At 30.8% G+C, this 20,352-nt stretch carries 19 protein-coding genes; 1 reads left to right on the forward strand and 18 read right to left on the reverse strand.

The window, feature by feature from the left end; all coding sequences use genetic code 11:
* Positions 1-73: 73 nt before the first annotated feature.
* From LXH21_RS01800 to LXH21_RS01815, 4 genes are all read right to left on the reverse strand, one after another.
* On the reverse strand, positions 74-2,845 hold the full coding sequence (locus LXH21_RS01800; RefSeq protein WP_239862229.1) for a bifunctional aconitate hydratase 2/2-methylisocitrate dehydratase: 2,772 nt from the start codon (positions 2,843-2,845) through the stop codon (positions 74-76).
* 398 nt (positions 2,846-3,243) lie between these two features.
* A complete protein-coding gene (locus tag LXH21_RS01805; RefSeq protein ID WP_239862231.1) occupies positions 3,244-4,161 on the reverse strand; it encodes a polysaccharide lyase family 7 protein in 918 nt (305 codons plus the stop codon).
* Positions 4,162-4,549: 388 nt separating this feature from the next.
* On the reverse strand, positions 4,550-5,503 hold the full coding sequence (locus LXH21_RS01810; RefSeq protein WP_239862233.1) for an AAA family ATPase: 954 nt from the start codon (positions 5,501-5,503) through the stop codon (positions 4,550-4,552).
* 79 nt (positions 5,504-5,582) lie between these two features.
* On the reverse strand, positions 5,583-6,995 hold the full coding sequence (locus tag LXH21_RS01815) for a peptidylprolyl isomerase (RefSeq protein ID WP_394799564.1): 1,413 nt from the start codon (positions 6,993-6,995) through the stop codon (positions 5,583-5,585).
* Between the two features lie 495 nt (positions 6,996-7,490).
* Between LXH21_RS01815 and LXH21_RS01820 the strand changes: the two genes are divergently transcribed.
* Positions 7,491-7,712, forward strand: coding sequence for a hypothetical protein (locus LXH21_RS01820; protein WP_239862238.1), 222 nt, complete (start codon positions 7,491-7,493; stop codon positions 7,710-7,712).
* A gap of 101 nt (positions 7,713-7,813) precedes the next feature.
* Here LXH21_RS01820 and LXH21_RS01825 read toward each other — a convergent pair whose 3' ends face one another.
* The 14 genes from LXH21_RS01825 to LXH21_RS01890 form a co-directional block, all read right to left on the reverse strand.
* Positions 7,814-8,482, reverse strand: coding sequence for a cupin domain-containing protein (locus LXH21_RS01825; RefSeq protein ID WP_239862240.1), 669 nt, complete (start codon positions 8,480-8,482; stop codon positions 7,814-7,816).
* Positions 8,483-8,839: 357 nt separating this feature from the next.
* Positions 8,840-9,682: a hypothetical protein gene (locus LXH21_RS01830; RefSeq protein ID WP_239862242.1), complete on the reverse strand. Its 843-nt coding sequence runs from the start codon at positions 9,680-9,682 to the stop codon at positions 8,840-8,842.
* Positions 9,679-9,903: a hypothetical protein gene (locus tag LXH21_RS01835; RefSeq protein WP_239862244.1), complete on the reverse strand. Its 225-nt coding sequence runs from the start codon at positions 9,901-9,903 to the stop codon at positions 9,679-9,681. The genes LXH21_RS01830 and LXH21_RS01835 overlap by 4 nt, the downstream gene beginning before the upstream one ends.
* Positions 9,900-10,385, reverse strand: coding sequence for a hypothetical protein (locus LXH21_RS01840; RefSeq protein WP_239862246.1), 486 nt, complete (start codon positions 10,383-10,385; stop codon positions 9,900-9,902). Before LXH21_RS01840 ends, LXH21_RS01835 begins: the two co-directional genes overlap by 4 nt.
* Before the next feature lie 212 nt (positions 10,386-10,597).
* Entirely contained in the window at positions 10,598-11,176 is a 579-nt protein-coding gene (locus tag LXH21_RS01845; RefSeq protein WP_239862248.1) for a hypothetical protein, read from the reverse strand.
* 755 nt (positions 11,177-11,931) lie between these two features.
* Positions 11,932-12,495, reverse strand: a complete 564-nt coding sequence (locus LXH21_RS01850; RefSeq protein ID WP_239862250.1) for a GNAT family N-acetyltransferase — start codon at positions 12,493-12,495, stop codon at positions 11,932-11,934.
* A 197-nt stretch (positions 12,496-12,692) separates the two neighbouring features.
* The gene (locus LXH21_RS01855) at positions 12,693-13,343 is read right to left on the reverse strand and encodes a hypothetical protein (RefSeq protein ID WP_239862252.1); all 651 of its coding nucleotides are present in this window, start codon (positions 13,341-13,343) and stop codon (positions 12,693-12,695) included.
* Between the two features lie 210 nt (positions 13,344-13,553).
* The gene (locus tag LXH21_RS01860) at positions 13,554-14,135 is read right to left on the reverse strand and encodes an outer membrane beta-barrel protein (protein WP_239862254.1); all 582 of its coding nucleotides are present in this window, start codon (positions 14,133-14,135) and stop codon (positions 13,554-13,556) included.
* A 158-nt stretch (positions 14,136-14,293) separates the two neighbouring features.
* Positions 14,294-15,007 (reverse strand): LolA-like protein, encoded by a 714-nt coding sequence (locus LXH21_RS01865; protein ID WP_239862256.1) that lies wholly within the window; start codon positions 15,005-15,007, stop codon positions 14,294-14,296.
* 167 nt (positions 15,008-15,174) lie between these two features.
* Positions 15,175-15,918, reverse strand: coding sequence for a hypothetical protein (locus LXH21_RS01870; protein WP_239862258.1), 744 nt, complete (start codon positions 15,916-15,918; stop codon positions 15,175-15,177).
* 175 nt (positions 15,919-16,093) lie between these two features.
* Positions 16,094-16,753 carry a hypothetical protein gene (locus LXH21_RS01875; protein ID WP_239862260.1) on the reverse strand — a complete coding sequence of 220 codons (660 nt, stop codon included), beginning with the start codon at positions 16,751-16,753 and terminating at the stop codon, positions 16,094-16,096.
* Positions 16,754-16,938: 185 nt separating this feature from the next.
* Positions 16,939-18,213 (reverse strand): PIN domain-containing protein, encoded by a 1,275-nt coding sequence (locus LXH21_RS01880; protein ID WP_239862262.1) that lies wholly within the window; start codon positions 18,211-18,213, stop codon positions 16,939-16,941.
* A 163-nt stretch (positions 18,214-18,376) separates the two neighbouring features.
* Positions 18,377-19,258 carry an Abi-alpha family protein gene (locus LXH21_RS01885; RefSeq protein WP_239862264.1) on the reverse strand — a complete coding sequence of 294 codons (882 nt, stop codon included), beginning with the start codon at positions 19,256-19,258 and terminating at the stop codon, positions 18,377-18,379.
* Positions 19,259-19,434: 176 nt separating this feature from the next.
* Positions 19,435-19,869, reverse strand: a complete 435-nt coding sequence (locus LXH21_RS01890) for a hypothetical protein (RefSeq protein WP_239862266.1) — start codon at positions 19,867-19,869, stop codon at positions 19,435-19,437.
* Positions 19,870-20,352: the final 483 nt, after the last annotated feature.

Below are 20,352 nucleotides of genomic sequence, written 5' to 3' on the forward strand. Positions count from 1 at the left end.
ACAAGATACAAAAAATAAAAAAAGCCTGAGTCATAGACTCAGGCTTTTTAATATAATTAACAAATCTTACTAATTATTTAACTAATAACTTGTGAGAAGGTGCAAATTGAGTAAGGTTAATCCCTTTTACAGCTGCTTTGTATTCATCCATAGTAGGTGTTCTTCCTAATATAGTAGAAAGTACTACAACAGGAGTTGAAGAAAGTAGTGATTCTCCTTTTTTCCCTTCAGAATCCTCAACAACTCTACCTTGGAAAAGACGTGTAGAAGTAGCCATTACAGTATCTCCTTTTTCCGCTTTTTCCTGGTTCCCCATACAAAGGTTACAACCTGGACGCTCTAGGTATAAAATATTTTCATATCCTGTACGCGCTACCCCTTTTGGAGCATCATCATTAAACTCAAAACCAGAGTATTTTTGTAAAACTTCCCAGTCTCCTTCTGCTTTCAATTCATCTACAATGTTGTAAGTCGGAGGTGCCACAACTAGTGGAGCTTTAAACTCAACTTTACCATATTGTTCATCAATGTTTTTAAGCATTTGAGAAAGAATTTTTAAATCTCCCTTATGAACCATACAAGATCCAACAAAACCTAAGTCAACTTTCTTAACACCACCATAAAAAGATAATGGTCTAATAGTATCGTGTGTATATCTTTTTGAAACATCTGCATTATTAACATCTGGATCAGCAATCATTGGCTCTGCTACTAGGTCAAGATCAATTTCAACCTCCGCATAGTATTTAGCATTAGCGTCTGGTGTCAAAGCTGGCTTCTCACCTGATCTAATAGCTGCAATTCTATTGTCTGCGATCGTAATTAATCCTTTTAAAACTTGATTCGCATTGTCCATCCCTTTGTCAATCATGATTTGGATTCTTTTCTTCGCAATCAATAATGATTCGATTAAAGTTTCGTCCTCAGAAATACAGATAGAAGCTTTTGCTTTCATCTCTGCAGTCCAGTCTGTAAAAGTAAAGGCTTGATCAGCAGTAAGAGTTCCTAAATGCACCTCGATGATTCTACCTTGGAAAACATTTTCTCCTCCGTATTGTTTCAACATTTGAGATTGAGTAGCATGAACTACATCACGGAAATCCATGTATGTTTTCATATTCCCTTTAAAAGTAACTTTAACTGACTCTGGAATCGGCATAGAAGCTTCTCCAGTGGCCAATGCTAGAGCAACTGTACCTGAATCTGCACCAAAAGCTACACCTTTTGACATTCTTGTATGAGAATCACCACCAATTATGATAGCCCACTCATCTACAGTAATATCATTAAGTACTTTATGAATTACATCCGTCATAGCTAAATACTCTCCCTTAGGATCACGAGCAGTAATCAAACCGAAGTCATTCATAAACTTCATTAATCTTGGGATATTTGCCTTAGACTTGTTATCCCAAACTGAAGCTGTATGACATCCTGACTGGTAAGCACCATCAACAATTGGCGAAATAACAGTAGCAGCCATTGACTCTAATTCCTGAGAAGTCATCAATCCCGTTGTATCTTGTGATCCTACAATGTTAACTTCTACACGTACATCTGAACCTGCGTGCAGTACTTTACCTGGAGTAGTTCCTACTGCATTTTTGTTGAATATTTTCTCAACAGCTGTAAGACCTTGTCCTTCGATCGAAACTTCTTTTGATGGAGCAAATACTGGAACGATATCAATACCTAAAGTTTTTGATGCAAAAGTTTGTAGCTTTTTACCAAAAACGATAGCGTAAGAACCACCCGCTTTTATAAATTCCATTTTTTGAGGAGTAAAAGCTTTAGAAATATCTTTTAACTCTTTATCCCCATTATATAATTTTTTAGTTTTAGTATTTATTGTAAGAACAGTACCTGTAGCTACAGAATATGCTTCTTCCAAAACAACATCACCATTTTCATTACGTACTGCATTTCCATTCTCATCAACGACTTTTACCCAGTTTTGAAGGTCTAAACCAATACCACCAGTAACATCAACAGTAGTTAAGAAAATTGGAGAAATTCCGTTTGTACCTGCTACGATTGGAGCAATGTTAATAAAAGGAACATAAGGACTTGCTTTTTTTCCTGTCCAAAGTGCCACGTTATTCACACCTGACATTCTTGATGAACCAACACCCATCGTACCTTTTTCTGCAATTAACATCACACTTTTATCAGGGTGCTGCGCTTGCAAAGCTTGAATTTCATCTTGTGCTTGTGGAGAAATTAAACATTTTCCATGAAGTTCACGATCTGATCTTGAATGTGCTTGGTTTCCCGGAGAAAGTAAATCAGTAGAGATATCTCCTTCACCAGCTATATAGGTAACAACTTTAATTTCTTCTACTACTTCTGGAAGCTTTGTAAAAAATTCCGCTTTAGCGTAACTTTCTAAAATAGCTTCAGCAATCGCACTTCCGCTTTTATAAGCTGCTTCTAAACGAGCTGTATCTGCTTCATAAAGGAAAAATTGTGTTTTAAGAACTTTTGCAGCCTCAGTTGCAATAGCTTCATCATTACCCAATGCCAAATCTAATAAAACCTCAATAGAAGGACCACCTTTCATGTGTGATAACAATTCAAAAGCAAATGCAGGAGTAATTTCTTTTACTACCGATTGACCAAGAATGATTTCTTTCAAAAAAGCAGCTTTTACAGCAGCAGCACTAGTTGTACCAGGAACAGTATTATAAATAAAGAATTTAAACGAATCTTCACGATCTGCGTTGTCTGAATCTTTAATATTTGCAATAATTGCGGTTAGCAATTCAGCTCCATCAATAGGCTTTGGATTAAGCCCTTGACCTTTTCTTTCTTCGATCTCCTGTAGATAATCGTTATAAATGTTCATAATACAAGTCTTTTCAATGTTAAAGGCAATTTCTTTTGATTTTACACCAAAATCTAAAGCCAAACTATGGATGTTTTTTTTTTATTTGTCTGCAAATTTAGTTATTTAAGATGATATTTTAAAAAAATATATTAATGTGATTTTTCCATCCATCAAACATTACAAAATAACAATTTTGACGCTGAATAATTATCAAATAAAACGATTTCAAACGATTTCGATGAAAATTCAATAACACCGTTTCTTTTTTCTAACAAACTAGAAATAGAATGTTAAGTCCTACCCTTTAAGAAAGCCTCGAAATCGTAAAATTTCGATCGAATTCTAAGTTTTGAAAACAGAAAAAGGGAAGCATCCCTAACAGATACTTCCCTTTCTTTTAAAAAATTTATTATTTACTAACTATGCTTAACGCTCAATGCTTTAACAGCTACAAGTCCAAAAGAACCATCATAACTCAAACCTTTGACAGACTGCAAATAATTACCAACTTTAAAGTAGTTACCATCTGTAGCAGTATTCATTTTTTGACTAAACACCAATGTAGTACCTTTATACAAATAAACAGTACTAGCTGTGTACTTAATCGTAAATGTATATTCAGTTCCTAATGCATATCCTTCATAAGTTTTACTACCTCCAAGAACTTTTTCTGTAATGTATCCACTGATTTTCAATTTAACAGCACCTGATTTTTGATTGGCACTACCCAAAAATTGCACTCTAATAATATCATCAACTTCAACACCTGAAGAGTTTTTCTCTGGTCCGTGAATTTGTCCAAAACAAACTACTCCTGTAGATCCATCTTCCCCTTTAGGCAATTGATTTACTTTTACAGTCCACGTCAATGTGTGTGTCCCTGATGAGCCATCCCATTTTGCTTCGTTTCCGCTGGTCATTTCTCTTAACTCTACTCTAGGATTACTAGAAGAGCTAGATGTTTTTAAGCCTCTCCAAGTCTTAAAATAAGTCCAAGTTGCGTCACTATACAAATAATTTGGGTCTTGATACGTAGCGTAAGAAGCTCCAGAATCTGTGATATCATCCCAGTATTTACTGCTCGATGGGCTACCCGTATGCGAATTAATTTTCCAAGTACTAGATTTAATTCCTAAAACAGTCGCTGGGTAATATGTCTTTGCAGTTAATGATGAATTTATAACTGAAGTTTCTGCTACAGCTGCAACAGCTGAATCATTTACTTCATCCTTCTCACAGGAAAACAAAGACATTAATGCTACTCCTAAAAACAGAACTGTTCCTTTTTTAAAATTTAAATCTGCTAGCTTGCTTGCAACTTTTTTTGTGCTCATTGGTTAATTGTTTTGATTGTTAGTTAGTTTGATTGTTAGTTTTACTAATTGGATTCCCAATTTGGTTATCCAATTAATATTGTCAAATATATACAAATAATCAGATAAAAAAACATTAACCTTAAAAATATTCTAAAAATAAAACGATATTGATATTTTGAAGCCTAAAAAATATTAGGAAAAACAGCACATCGCTTAGAAATCAGCAATATGACAAGTAGACATGATTAAATTACTACAGACAATATCATTTACAAATTATAAGGGCGAAAAAAAATTTACTTTATAAACAAATGACGCACTATATTCATGTTGGAGATAATGGATAAATAGGGATACAAAAAAAGCCCTAGTTCGCACTAGAGCTTTATAAAATATTTATAGCGTATTACACTATTTTGCCAATAATCATTTCTTCTGTAATTCCTTCGGCATCGGCCTTATAATTTTTTATAATTCGGTGTCGCAATATACCAACCGCGACAGCTTTTACATCTTCAATATCTGGAGAAAATTTCCCGTTGAACGCAGCATGTGTTTTCGCCGCTAGAATAAGATTTTGTGATGCTCTTGGGCCTGCCCCCCAATCCAAATAGGTATTAATATAATCTGTCGCTAACGCACTTTTGGGTCTTGTTTTACCGACCAAAGTAACAGCATATTCAATTACATTGTCTGCTACAGGAATTCTACGTAATAACTGCTGAAAATCTATAATTTCTTGAGCCGTGAATAAGGACTGAATTTGTACTTTATTATCTGTTGTTGTTCTCTTTACAACTTCAATCTCTTCTTCATAGGAAGGGTATTCCAATTTGACCGCAAACATGAAGCGATCTAACTGTGCTTCTGGCAAAGGATAAGTTCCTTCTTGCTCAATAGGGTTTTGAGTCGCTAAAACAAAATAGGGTAAGTCTAATTTATAATGATGTCCTGCGATAGTTACAGAGCGCTCTTGCATCGCTTCTAATAACGCTGCTTGAGTTTTTGGCGGTGTTCTGTTGATTTCATCTGCCAAAATAATGTTCGAAAAAACAGGTCCTTTAATAAATTTAAATTGCCTGTTTTCGTCTAATATTTCACTTCCTAAAATATCCGACGGCATCAAGTCAGGAGTAAATTGAATTCTTTTAAATTCGAGACCTAAAGCACGTGAAAGTGTATTGACCAATAATGTTTTTGCCAATCCTGGAACCCCAACTAATAATGCGTGTCCTCCAGAAAAGATACAAATCAATATTTGATTGACCACTTCATCTTGACCTACAATTACCTTTGCAATTTCGTTTTTTAATTCATTTCGTTTTTGAACTAAAGTATGGATAGCAGCTACATCTGACATTTTTGAATCTATTTTAAATTAAAAAAGAGCTAGTATTATGAAAACATAAAACTAACTCTTTTTATCTATTTACTAAAAATTATTTTTTCAACCAATTGTTTGTAAAGTCACAATCTCTGTATTCTCCCAAAACCTTAACATAGGTTTCTCCGATTTTTTCATCAAACCATTTTCCGATGGCCTTGATCTGTTTTTCTTTCAAAGCTAAATCTTTAATTTTAATATAATCTTTACCATAATCTGCCGTATGCTCATTGATACGATTAGTAACAGTAATTAATTTATACGTTTTTTTACCTTGCTTTTCTTCATCTATAATAGGTTGAGAAATTTCGTTGTCTTTTAAACTTGAAACCTGACCATACAAAACAGGATCCATCTTTGTTAGTTCGAATCTTGTATCTTGAGTTTTAGGGTTGATTAACACACCACCATTCGCTCGAGTTTCTTTTTCATCAGACATTGATCTTGCAGCATCAGCAAAAGTAATTTCTTTATCCAAAACTCTTTTTCTAATCAATGCTATTTTCTCCTTTGCTTCATCAAGAGATGCTCTTGTTACAGATGGCGCAATTAAAATATGACGCAGTTCTAATTCTTGTCCTTTAATCTTTTCTACATATATGATATGAAAACCAAATTCCGTTTCAAATGGAGCAGATATCTCACCCTCAGGCAATGCAAAAGCGACATCTTTAAATTCTTTTACAAATGGCGTTTTTCTATTCATTTTATAGAAACCACCACTTGATCGTGACCCAGGATCTTCAGAATATAAAACTGCTTTTGTAGCAAAACTAGAAGTTCCGGCTTTGATTTCGTCTCTAAAACCGTTTAGCTTATCAATTACCTTTTGTTTATCTGCTTCAGATACTTTGGGAGTAATCACGATTTGAGCTACTTCCATCTCAGCTCCAAAGGTTGGCAACTCATCTTTTGGAATACCCTTAAAGAAATTACGAACTTCTTCTGGGGTAATTTCAACAGCATCTACAATTTTCTTCTGCATTTCTGAAGTCAATTTGTTTTCCTTCAAAATATCAAAGAAATACGTTTTAAAATCTTCTTCAGAATCTTTTTTATAATAAGCAACTACTTTTTCGATAGAACCAATTTGTTCTACCATGTAGTTCATACGCTCTTCCATCATTCCCTTAACCTCTGCATCGGTCACTTTTATACTATCTTGAATCGCTTGATGCGCATACAATTTGTCTTCCATCAACTTTCCTAACATTTGACATCTTGTAATGTCTTTTGTTGAATTTCCTTGACTAGAAAGTTCTAAAAATGATTTATCGATATCTGAATCTAGAATTATATAATCACCTACAGTAGCAATAATACCATCAATTTTTTGTCTTCCTGTGACAACTTCAGCCTTTTGAACCACCGGTTCTACCTCATTAATAATTTCTTGTGCACTCATTCCTAGGCTAGACAACAACATCAAGAAAAACAAAAAGGCAATTTTAGTATTTACAAATTTCATTCGTAGTATTTTAATTGGCATATTTTAAAATTAAAGGGTACGATCTTACATTAAAGTTATCGTAGTAATAATCACAATCCCCTATCGCGTTCAAATATACGTGATAAGTTGCAGTAAATAAAAATTTATAGACCCGCTAAATGATTAAAACCGAACAAAAATAACAATTCATCTACATATTACAACTTTACCCTCTACTATTAACATAAAATTATCTACAGAAATAATTTGAAGATGCTCCGCTTAATTCTGAAGTTTCGTGAGCAAGTCGGGCTATAATTAACAAATGCTATTAACCGAACTCCTATAAAAACAAAAGTCGAAATTAAGTAATCTTTTATGAAGCCAAAAAGCCGCATTAAAAGAGTGCCACCGCATTAATAATTTGCCGCCCTAACCCCATTCTTGCCATTTCGAACTAATCTTTATAAGTTACAAAATTAAGCCAAGCAAAAAGATACTAGCAGAACATCAAGCTAAAGTTATCAAATCAGTATGAAGTGCTACACTTATAAAAATACTAATATATTCTCTTGCGATACTAGCGTTCCTATGACCTGTGTAGCAAGCGCTACGACTCGTATTCGTATGTATATGAGTACTCGTAGCAGACATGCAGCAGCGGGATTAAAATTCATCTGTGCATTCATAAAAAAAGAGGACAAATTGTCCTCTTTAATTGTTTTGCATCACTTCGTCAATTTCGATGACAAATAATGAATTTATATAAACTGATGCGTTGTATTCATCAATTATTTCATCGGATGGGCTTTGTAACATCGATAATCAAATGAATCACATTTGCATTTCTCTCCATTCTATTTCATCTTTGGATCAGGTCTTTTTACACCAGAAGGAGTATGTACATTTGCAGCTTCTGAAAGAATAGCTCCTTCTTTACCTCCAAATTGCCAGTGATAAGATCCTTTCTCTAATAAATTTAAGAAATCGCCAGGCTTCGCCTCAGTAATATGCTTTGATGAAGTCTTTCCCTCCCAATGTTCTTGTGGAATTACAACTTGTGGAAAATTAGCGGTATTGTCTTCACCAATTCCGGCAATATAGCTACTACCATATTTTATGAGCCAGCCTTCCATTTTTGCAGGATTTCCTGCAGCGGCTATATGTCGGTGCTCTCCTAGCATTTGCCCTGGCAATATAAAAATATCCATAAGCATGTAGTGCTCTTTCTCATTATTTACAAAAGTAATAGATGACAATCCCAATTTGGCAAAGTTCCCTACACCATAATCAGTCACATTGATTTTCTCACGCATTCCTTCAAAAACGGGATATTGATGATACGCTAACAATTGCATCACGGCATCTTTGGCTTTTTCTTTTAGAAAATTGCCGTTACTGTCATAGAACTGCGAGTTTGTAAACTGCAAATTTGAAATGTCTTTAGCACTCGCTGGATTAGCTTGTGCTGTTACCGTACTATACGACAACATGACTAAGCTCATTATAAAAAGTAATTTCTTCATATTTAAAATATTTACATTAGTGTTAATGGCTAATTTACTACACATAAATTAGTTAAACAACTGTTTAATCTTAAGTAAATCTTAAATGTTTGACATAGTGAATAACCAAAGATTAACAACTACTCCTAGATTCTATACTAAATAGATGATTTTTTAAAATAGCTAGCGTAATATAAGATCACTTTATTGAAGTTTCGCAGTGAGATCAGGGGATTTCCCATCTCACTAATTGAAATATTTAGATGTAAAATAAGGCAAATGGTTGTCCTGTTATAGATCGTCGTAGTGGGCGAGTACCAGTGGCAAGTTCCATTGTTCATAATACGAACGTAATGAAAAACTGGCTGTTGGAATTAATTATTGTTTTTTAAATCGAATGTACTTTTCGCCGCAATCAGATAATTTAACGTAATAATTCATTGCATTCCCGTAATTTTGAATGGTTAATTCTTCAGGACTATAATAACATTCTACACCAATATATCGTTTGCCCACTTTTTTTAACTCTTCATACTTTTTTGATTTTTCTAAATCCTCTTCGGGTAAACTAATATCAAAATAATCTTCAGCAAACTCTATTTCGGAAAGGTTTATATATAGGTCTTCTTCTCTTAAAAATGTAACTTTTCCTTTTAGGTTTCTTTCAGTTGAATTATAATTATAGAAATATTCGCCTTTTAATTTAGTAATGCTAAGTGTCAAATTACAAATATCATTATGGTATTCTCCAATAATATTCTTTGGTAAACGAGTTATTTTAATGTCTTTTTTTTCTAAAATTAATGGATATTCTTTTTTACTTTTAAAATTAATCCATATTCCTTTAATACCATATTTATCAGTACTTCCTTTTATAACAGCAGTTGTATCGTTTTTATAATCTAGTTCATATACCACCAAATTATTTTCTTTTAATCTTCCACGAATACTAATATCGATTCCTTTTTCTTTATAGTAATAAAATCCCAAAACTTTTCCGTCATAATTATCCAGGTGAAAACTAACATTTAAATTTTTCCCGATCTTTCCTATATAATTTCCTAAAGAATATTCACTCTTTGTTTTATCAAAAGGTTTATTTTTAGTTTCTAAAGTTTGGTACGTGGCAGTTTTACCTCCTTCTAAATTATCGGTATTCGATTTTTTATTTGAACAAGAAATTAAAACCATGATTGTAAAAATAAATAATAGTCTGTTCATATTTTTGCATGCAACCGCATATAATTATCATTATAATATTCAAATTCAAAGGTATCTGTGAAAACTTTTGGGTTTTTTCCTGTTATTTGTTTCTCATCAGATTTAACTGTTGCTTTTTTTATAGTGTCTTGCATTTCATCTCTTTGATTCTTTACAATTGTTTTGTTTTCACAAGAATGTAAGGTTAAGGAAAAAATTACTAGCGCAAATACTATTTTCATTTTGTAGTTGTTTTAAATTTAATTTCAGGAAATGTGTCCATCATAATTATGCTATCTTTTTTTATTATTCCACCCTCTCTATTAAATTCATATATTATTGTACTTGTTCTTGGTTCTGCATAGCTAACACTTGCACCTAATTCTTTTGAAACTTCATCATAATAATTCCAGTTTGGAGATATAACAATTAATGATTGAAAATTTGGATAAATTCGAGAAAGTATTTCTTGTGGAACTCTTGTTGATACGTATAAAATAGGTGTTTCATTCATTTCAGGGATTGTGACATTAAAAATATAATTTGTGCCTTGATACATTACATCCGCGTCTGTAATTTCTATTACATTTTCAAAAATACTGTCTCTTATCTTATCCGAATGAAATTTATTACTTTGCATAATTGATTTATTTACTTTCTGTGACTCATTTTTACAAGATTGTACAAAGAATAGTAAGATTATAAGTAAAGTTAAGTTTTTCATGAAATTTGATTAGTCTCTTGATTCCCTGTTATATCAATTTTGATTTAATGCGTTTTTGTTCAGCATATCGCATGACGTTTCGGCTGTGAGTTCGGGCGGGATATTGAAGCAAAAAAGCGGATATTACCACAAAAGTTGAATTTAAAAACTACCGCTGAATGTTGCACTTCTACCGGCTGAAGCAAAACCCTTATTTGGCGATGGTGCTTTTGTTATTTTACTTTTTTAAATTTACCATTACTTTTTACAATGTATGTTTCAATTTCGGTAATAGGTTCACCACTCATCCAGTTCCATTCCGTTACCATTATTTTGTATTTGTTTATTTCGCTCGTTTTTTGAAATGCAGACTCTGTTATCTCATCATAAGCAATTTCTAATATATCAATTATTTTATTTTCATTATCTAGAGTGATTAGTGAAGAAAATAATTCATGGTCACCACTTTGGTAAGTAATAGCAATAGAAGTGAAATTTTTAGAAAAAGGAATTTTGTAATTTATTCTGAAATGTTCTACATCCTCTTTTTTTGTTTCAAGTTTAAATAGTTTCAAAACATCATTATGAGGTTTACCACCTTTTTCAAAGTCATCAAAGTTCGTACTGTCAATTATTGGAAAGTTTTTTGTTGGAACATCTTTTAATAAGTTTGTTTTAAATTTAGAAGTTTTTGTTTTTACTTTAATTGAAATGCTATCCTCTAAAACTATTTCCTTTAGTCCATTGTCTTTTTTGTTTTGACAAGATTGTAAAACAAAAACAAGTATAATAAGTTTAAATAAATCTTTCATTTCTGGATTATTGTTTTTTAATAAAAGCTTAAAGTCGATAATAAATATGGTTATCAGTGATAACAAAAAATTAGGCAAAAACGAAACTGAAATTGTATAATTCAATTCATCACTGAAAAGATAAGTACTCCAAGAACTTTCCCTATCAACATAAATTGTGTAATCCCAAAATAACCAAAGAGAAAACAATAATACAAACTCAATCACAATTTTGAGATAATTATTTTTGATTAAGTGGAAAATCAAAAAAAGAAAACTAAAAAAAACACTAGTAATCAAAAAAATTATAAAAGCATCGAAGAAGAAACTGCAATCTAAACAACCACTCGATATCTTGTCAGACAATGTTCCCATTGCCCAATAAATCTGTAAAAATGTAGATAAAAAGATGATGATTGCAACAGACAATATTCGTTTAAATGTTTTAAGTAGTTTCGGTGTAATCAGGTTTGTCATTTAATTATTAGTATGTTGATTTTTGGTAGAATGTTAGTTCTAGCATATCGTACAACGTTATGCCACTTTGAGATGTCTGCAAGTTGATATTCGCTCAGTTTTCGGCTTAAGGAAAACTTGATACGAAACAGAAATTCTACTAAATTCGCAAATGGCGCAATACGTGTGTATAAGGGCGTAACTATATGCGCAAATAATTTCCATTCAATTTATCTTCTGTTTAATGTTTCATTTTAGACAAAGATTGGCTTAAGTATTTTCTGCTTTACGAGTTCTTTCTAAAATATTTTATACAATAATCAATTTTTCCATTCCTCTTTTAAAATACTATAAACATAAGTTCCGTCACTTTCTCCATAGGATTGAATGTTGTAATTTCTTAAAAATCCTTCTTTAACGGCTCCAATTTTTTCTATTGCCTTTTGTGATTTTAAATTTTTTACATCTATCTTGAATTCAACTCTTCTTAAATTTAGAGTATTAAAACAATAATCTAAAAGAAGTGCTTTACAAGTTGCATTTATACCTGTTCCTTGAAATTTTTCACCTATCCAAGTCCATCCAATTTCTAATCTCTTATTTTGAAAACTAAAATTACCAAACATTGTCAATCCTATTGGACCATTATCTTCTTTTTTAATAATTATTAGAGGATAAAGTTCTTTCTCTTTTTTTGCATTTAGACAGAATTTAAAATAATTCACTAAATCATCTCTGTTTTTTACTTTTGCTCCAAATTCGCCTAATTCTTTATCATAGCTTATAGATTCTATTTTGTCGATATCTTCAAAAAATAATGGGCGTAATAAGATTGATTCATTTTCAAGAATCAATTCAGATGAAAAAAATTTTTCTAAATCCATTTTATAATTGTAAATATTATTATTTAGTCTTGTTTTTTTGGTAAGTTTTGATTTTCAACGTTTGGTCGTTTGGCGATGTGGCGGATTAAGGAAGCCTAATCTTTCGGTTAATGCCTGCTTTCCAAGTACAAAACCATCTTTTCATTAAGCCAAATGCCCAAATCCGTTGTACTGGCTGTTACCTGCTGTTTTTTTCTTTACATTGTTATTAATTCTTCTGGGTAATATCCGTATTTCATATAAACTTTACCTTCTTTAATTTCGAAATAAGGTTCTGGATAAACTTTTTCCAATTTTTGATGAGATTGCCAACGAGGAACAGTTATTGGTTCTGCCATATCGACTTTGTGCGGTTCTTTGTTGCTTTTTCTTTTGGTGGTATCAAATTCTTCTAAAACAGGTATTGCCCACTTTCCGTTTTTCATTTTGTAAATTGGCTGATATAGGTGTTTTTGAAGAATTAATTCATTGCAATATTTGCCAACAAATAAAAGAACATTTTCAAATTCATCGTATTTTACCATTGAAGCATGGTCGTATGATACAAAATCAATAATTTCAAAGTTTATATTTTTAGATATTTTTTTTAAGATTCTATACTTCGATTTAGATTTAGAATCCATTCGTATATTGAAGAGTTTAATCTTCGCTTTAGTTTTCGGATCCGTTCCAATAGTATAACAACTTATAGGCTGTTTGACAGGACTGACATCTATTTTTTTTCCGATGAAAATAAATATTTCCGGATTCTTTTCGCTGCAAGGAATAACTTCGTCACATGGCTCAATTTTTTGCGAATATGCAATTTGCAAACTATAAGACAGAAAAAATATAAATACTATTTTCATTATTTTATTTTATAAATTTGCATAATCCTATTAGTATGTTTTTTAGTTAATTAGGGCTCTTTTTTTTGGCAAAATAGCAGATAAAATTTTGCCACTTTGAGATGGCTGGAAGTTCGTAACCGCTCAATTTTCGGCTTAACGAAAACTTGATGCGAAACGATAATTCCGCTAAATTCCAGCTAGCTCAAAATGGTTGCTGGCAGATGTTTTTTATATTCGGAAACCTAATCCAACTTTTAATAAATTTACGTTTGTATTAAATGCAGTATTTGGGATTTCTTTGTCAACTTTCAATTTCACATAGTCATATTGAATGTCTATGAATATTTTAGTAGTTATATCATAAGCAACTCCAAAATTAGCATTGATTCCACTTAGTGTTTCACTTGAACTTGAAACATCAAATCCGTTAATTGTTCCTGAAGCATCAAAAACCATAAAAGTATACCCAAACCCTACAAATGGGTGCAATTTAGTAATTGATTCTATTTTAAGTTCAGAAAAAATTTTTGGTTGAAAAAGATATGATTTAACTTTAAAGTCTAGATTTCCGTTATTATCATTAGTATTATTTACTAAAATTCCGCCATTGATTGATGCTCCAATATTGATATTTGTTATTTCCGAAAATCTATATTTAGCTCCAATATCAATAATTCCAGTGTAACTTTTTTCGATAAAATTTTGACCAATTGGTATCGGGTAGTGCATTTCAACACTAAGTTTCGAATCCTGCGAAAAAGATTTTATTGATAAAATCAATAGTAATGCTAATAATAATTTTTGTTTCATATTGCAATTTTTAAATTATCTACAATGTTATGCCACTTTGAGATGACTGGAAATTCGTAACCGCTCAATTTTCGGCTAAGTGAATACTTGATGCGAAACGGCAATTCCACTAAATTCCAGCTAGCTCAAAACAGCGCTTATGCGATCACATTTTCTATTTATTGAAAATCTTTTTCTGTTATATTTTCGTTATATAATAATTTTATGATCGTAGCTATTTGTATGTTTTCACTTTCGCCAAATTTCATTTCGGTAAAATAAGTTAGGTCATTAAATTTTTTATAATTAGAATAGTAAGTTGTGGAAAATGAATTTTTTTCTGCATTTAATATTTTTTCAGTTTTGGTTAATAGAAATGTAGTTTTGTCGTAATATAAAACTTTTACAAGTCCATTTATTAAAGTAGCTTTTATTTTATTACAATTATTTGACTCGATTTTTTCTTCTCCAATAAATTCAAGATTATATAGACTTGGATTTATATAATCAAGTTCGTTGAAGATGTTTTCCTTGTAATTTTTATCTTTAAATTCTTCTTGGTCTGCTAGTTTTTTTTCTCCTTTATTCAGTTCATAACCAACTTTTCCATTAAACCAATTTTGATAAACTGTTCTTCCTTGATAAACTATTTGAAAACTTCCTTTATTAGGTAGCATCTCTTTTACAATCCAATTAACTTTTCTTCCTTGCATTTCAGTTTCGCTATCAGTATATAGTGTTTTTATACTATGTAATAATTTTTGTCCACCCATTGCATCTATAGATTTGTTTACTATTTCTATTGCTGCATTATCAGATAGTTTTTGAGCATTTGCAAAATTTAGACTTAATATGTGCAATACGAGTAAAATGAATAATTGTTGTTTTTTCATTTCTTTTAATATATTAGATTACTGTTTTTTTATTTGTCGCCCGACGTTATGCCACTTTGAGATGGCTGGAAGTTCGTAACCGCTCGATTAGTGGCTTAACGAAAATATAGTGCGAATCGATAATTCCACTAAATTCCAGCTATATCCAAAGAGTTGTTAGCAGTAGCTTAGTTTTTGCTGATAACTATTCCATCACAAGATTCTTTACTCAAAATATATATTTGTTGATTGTTAATTGTGCTATAAATATATTTATCACTAACGAACCCTAAAAATTTTAAGCATTTTTTGTCGTTAATTTGTGTTTGATTTTTAGAATTTATAACATCAAAATATTTGTTTTCAGAATTATTATAAATTTTTAAGCTGTTAACTTTTCCCGACGAGAAACAAGCAATAGGGAAAAACGTAATAAAATGTCCTATATAATATCTCAAATAAACATTTTTTAGATATACCTTAACAGGAGTATAATTGAAAAATTTATAAAATAAATAGTATGATAAAACTATAGATATTAACGTCCAATAAACTGGATTTTGGAATGGTTTATCGAAAAAAAATTGTATCCCTCCAACAAATAAAGTAACCCAAAGATTAATTGAGGTTATTACTCCCAATATCTTTTGTTTATTAGTAGACCATTCCTCTTTAATTTCAATAAAGTTGTCATTATTTTCATCGCCGTCAAAAAAAGAAATTTGATGAATATATTGTCCGGTAATCATATTTAAAACATAAAAAACTTGCGACAGCATTAAAGGATAAACAAAGTTTTTTGGAATATCATAGAGTGATATTAAACTAAAAACATCTACATCAAAAGTGCTCCAAAAACCTATAAGATATAAAGAACCACAAATAAATAAATAAGTCAATAGAAGAGTTGTTATAGGAATGTTTTTGGTCATTTTTGGTAATTATATGATTAAGTTACTGCTAACATTCTGGCGCTTGGCGAGGTTGGGGACTAAAGATTCGGGATTTTTCGGTTAAACACAAATTTTCCAAATACAGAACCATCTTTAAATTCAGCCTAATACCAAAATCTCTTGTAACGGCTGTTGGCAGTAGGTTTTCTTCTTGTTAAGTTATGTCTTCTTTTATTTTCAGTTTTAAAGTGTTGACAATATCAATAGCAATATATATTTCGGCAATGTCTTTTAAACTTCCAATACTAAAGCTAAATGGTTTTTCTGATTTACGTTCCACATAAAACCTAAACTCTTTTTGATATTCAAATTCTAAAGGTTTTTCAAACAAAGAAATTGTTCGATTTACTTTGTCTTTGTCGTAATATTTAATAAAATTATGCCTGAATTTAACTTTCAATTCTATTAATTTCTCTTCAATTAGAGACAAAAATTTTGCGTTGTCTGTAATTACCAAACAATGAGAACCAAAGTTTTTTATTTTTTCGTCAATTTTAAAATCATTAGGGTTATTCCAACCGTGAGAAGAAATACAATAAAGACTAAAAATATTTCCTAATACAATGTCATATGATTCTCTATATTGTAGAGCTAAATAATTTCCTTTAAAGTTAAGTGATGGAATTTCAAATTGTCCTGGTGGAAGATTTGTAATTTTACTTATACCTTCATATTTGTCACCTCTTAATTCTCCATCTTCAATTTTTCTAAAATACTGTATTGGATTCATAAAAATTGTACCATTATGATATAGGTCATTAATATGTTTTTCTTCCCCAAATTTTAAAAACATTTGTATAGAATGTGTCGTCATTTCTGTTTTTATATCGTTAAGATTCCTGCTGTCCAATAAACTTACTGCCAACGTTTATATGTAAGAATAGTTGTAGGTTTATATGCGAGGATTTTCCCGAAGGAAAATCAGACGTTATAAATACGCAACGACCTTTGATTAAGCACTAAGCCGCAATTATTTTTATACGGTGTTGTGCATATTCTTTATCGTTCTCTAAACATATCTTCGTCAGGTATATCAATGATATTGTCGAAAAACAAACTGCCAAAATCAAGACTTTTTATAATTTTCGCGTTTTCAATGTTTATTTCTTCGTGGCTAAAAGTATATTGTGGGTATTCCCAAATTTCGTATGTAAGTTTTGTTGAATTGCGACAATAAGCACATTTTAAATTCTCTTCCATTTTATAATGCTTTTCTGTTCCCATTTGTCTTTCGGAAATTTCAATACATTCAAATTCATAATTTAAATTTTCTTCAGGGATAGCACTTTTATTTCCACAAGTATTGCATTCATAAATAAGTTCATCTCTATTTCTATTACTGATAACATTTGATATTTCTTCAATTCGTGCATCGGCAATATCAATTTTCAAGAATTCTTTAGCTATATAAACAAACTGTGATTGACTATACATCCAAAATTCCTTTTGATTATTATCTTTAAATTCTTTGATAAGCTCGTGTCTTGGACTTGAAATTCTATTATTTGAATCTTTATCTTTGTAACACCAATCAATTTTTAAGTCATTACTTACAAAAATTACACTCTTATTTTCTTTTTTAGAATACTCTAATATTTGTTTCCAAATTATTAGGTCTCCGAATATTTGAGTTCCTACCTTTTCTTTTTTGTCTTCGTAACCAGGTGGAATCTTAAATTCATATCTCAATTTTCCTTCGGTAACAATTTCCATAATTTTTGAATGAGTGAACTCTTCTCCAACCTTAAGGTATTGTTCAAAAGCTTTTAAAATAGTATCATTTTCATTTAAAGCTTTAATATCTGTTTCTTGCTTCTTGATTTCCTCATTGATGTCTTTATCAAACTGTTTAACTTTGTTTTCAAGTTCTTTTGTAAAGTCTATAAATTCATCAATTTTTTCTTGGGGAAGAAACGGATGTTTTTCAGGTTTCAGGGTATCTTGTTTAATTTGACGAGCAATTTTTAAAATTTGCGATTTGGCTGAATTTAAACTTTTTAACTTTTCGTTTTTTATAGGTTCGTAGTTGTTAACAATAGGCTTTTCAATATTTCCTTTTCGGTTTTTAAGAAATTCATATTGAACGTGATTGGGTATCCATAACCTTTCTTTGAGCTTTGGGAAAATCTTTTGGAAAATTTCTTGTCTTGTCTCTTTCGGATAGAAATAAAAATCGATTAATGCAGAAGTATCAAATATGAATATGGAATTCTGCCAAAGGTTCATTTCTTTATCAGAATTTAATTCATATTCATTAAAAGTTTTTCTATCCATATGAGTTTTTTTTAGATTATGCACAACGTTTTGCCGCTTGGCGAGGTTGCGAACTTCGTAACCTTATATTTTCTGTTAAAGATAAAATTTCTTGCGAAACGTAAACGTGAATTTACCACAAAATTCGCAATCTTGCCAAACGGCGCTTAGGTGCTGCTTTTTTTTAGTCAACAATGCAAGCTTCTATAAAACTTATTCCTAGATTCGTGAATTTGATACTTTCTTTACGAATTTGCTCTTCAAATTTTAAATTTTCAACAGATGTATTTTCAGCTTCTTGAAGCAGTTTCTTTAAATCATTATGAATAGCTGAATAGTCGGAATTTAAAAGACTATCATATTTGTCTAAATCATTTTTATTAATAAGTTTGTTTTCAAATTCGATTAAACCGTTGTGATGTAGATTGTCTAAATAAAGACTTATATTTTTCGGAAAAATCAACTCAACTTCATTTTCTATACCCGTTAGTCGTTCTTTAAAAGGAATATGAATGGCTTCTCTATCTTGAAAAGTATAATTAATCAGATGTTGCAAATCTTGGCTACTTTTTACATTTGATTCTTCTAACTTTTGAATTTCTTCTTTATAACGATGAATGTAAAAACTCAAATAAGGTATTCGTTGTTTTTTATGATAATGAAAAAGAATTTTTGCTTCATCTGCAGATAGATTGTTTAAAATTGTAATAAACACTGGATGAACAAGATTTGCTGTTTCTTCAAAACTTGCTTTTGTCAAAAGGTTTATAAAACTTTCTGAAAGTTCATTTTGTCCAATTTGCGTTAGTTTTTCAATAATTGGTAATCCAACAAATGGTTGTACTTGAGTTAATGTATTACTACTTTGATTTAATTTTTCGGAATATATTTTAAGATTTATATCATAATTTATTCTTGCTTTTTCATTAAGTAATTTTAAAGGCAATAAAATAAGCGTAGCAGTATCTAAAACGGTTGAAAGAGCTTGTCCAACTTTTTGCATTCCAGGTTGAAATAAGTCTTTATAAACTTCCTTGGTTGGTAAATCGAATAGTTTTAATTCCATATAATCTTCTCTTTTTTTTTTAAAACAGCATCTAACGTTATGCCACTTAGCGAGGTTGTGGACTTTTGAAAACGAGTACTTTCGGGTGATTGTAAACGTCAATAAAAACGGTAATTCCACTAAAACCACAATCTGGCTAAATGGTGGTTAGCAGTAGTGCTTTTTTATTGTGTATGTTACTTTAAATTTTCAAATTTCTGCGAACTTTTTACTTTTTCAACTTCTGTTTGTGTTATTATATTTAAAAATAATGCAATTGCGGCAATAATAAATGAAAGTACTGGTAGAATTAATTGAGCCCAAAACTTTATATTTTCTCTATATTGTTCGTTATCTATCTTTAAATATTTTTTATTTGCAAATGCAGTAATTCCATCTGATTTAATAAATAATGCAGGTTGATCAAAATTATTATCATTTCCAAAATACTCAATTTCATTTTTACTTAATAATTCTTCTGACATTATAATAAACTCATCGTATGTAATATTAAGATTTTTTACAATTGTTGAAATCATTACAATTACGTCTAATATATTTCCTTCATAAAATTTTCCTTTTGCATATTCTTTGGCTAAAAGTCCTAGCAATTGATGACGTTTTTTATTCATTATTTCTGTTTTTTAGACGCATTACTGCCAACTTGTATATAAGCGAAACAAACCTTAGCATATACACCCATAATAAGGGAGATTGGTGAAGGTTGTTTCGAACTTAATGTTTTTCAAATATATTTATTTTTTCTTACAAATAACAAAGTTTGCTACTAACTTATCCGCTAATTATAAAGGCTTTATAATGCTATTATAAAAACAAAACATTTCGGGTAGCCTTGATTATCCCGATGAGTCGGGAGCATCTTTTTTTTGTTTTACCCTTTCAGGGTTTTGAACCCTGATAGGGTAACTAGCTACGCCGCTAAGCCGAATTTCAGATATTTTTTATTTCTCCTTTTCAAAAGTAAACTGTAAAAAAGGATTTCTTTTACGGAAAACCGTAAACGGCAAGAAAAAAACATAATAGTGTAAAAACAAACTATCAGTAGCTGATAATCTGGTATTGACCGGTATTGACTTGCAAAAATCGCATCTTTG

It is taken from the genome of Flavobacterium algicola (genome assembly GCF_022399565.1).
Lineage (GTDB): Bacteria > Bacteroidota > Bacteroidia > Flavobacteriales > Flavobacteriaceae > Flavobacterium > Flavobacterium algicola.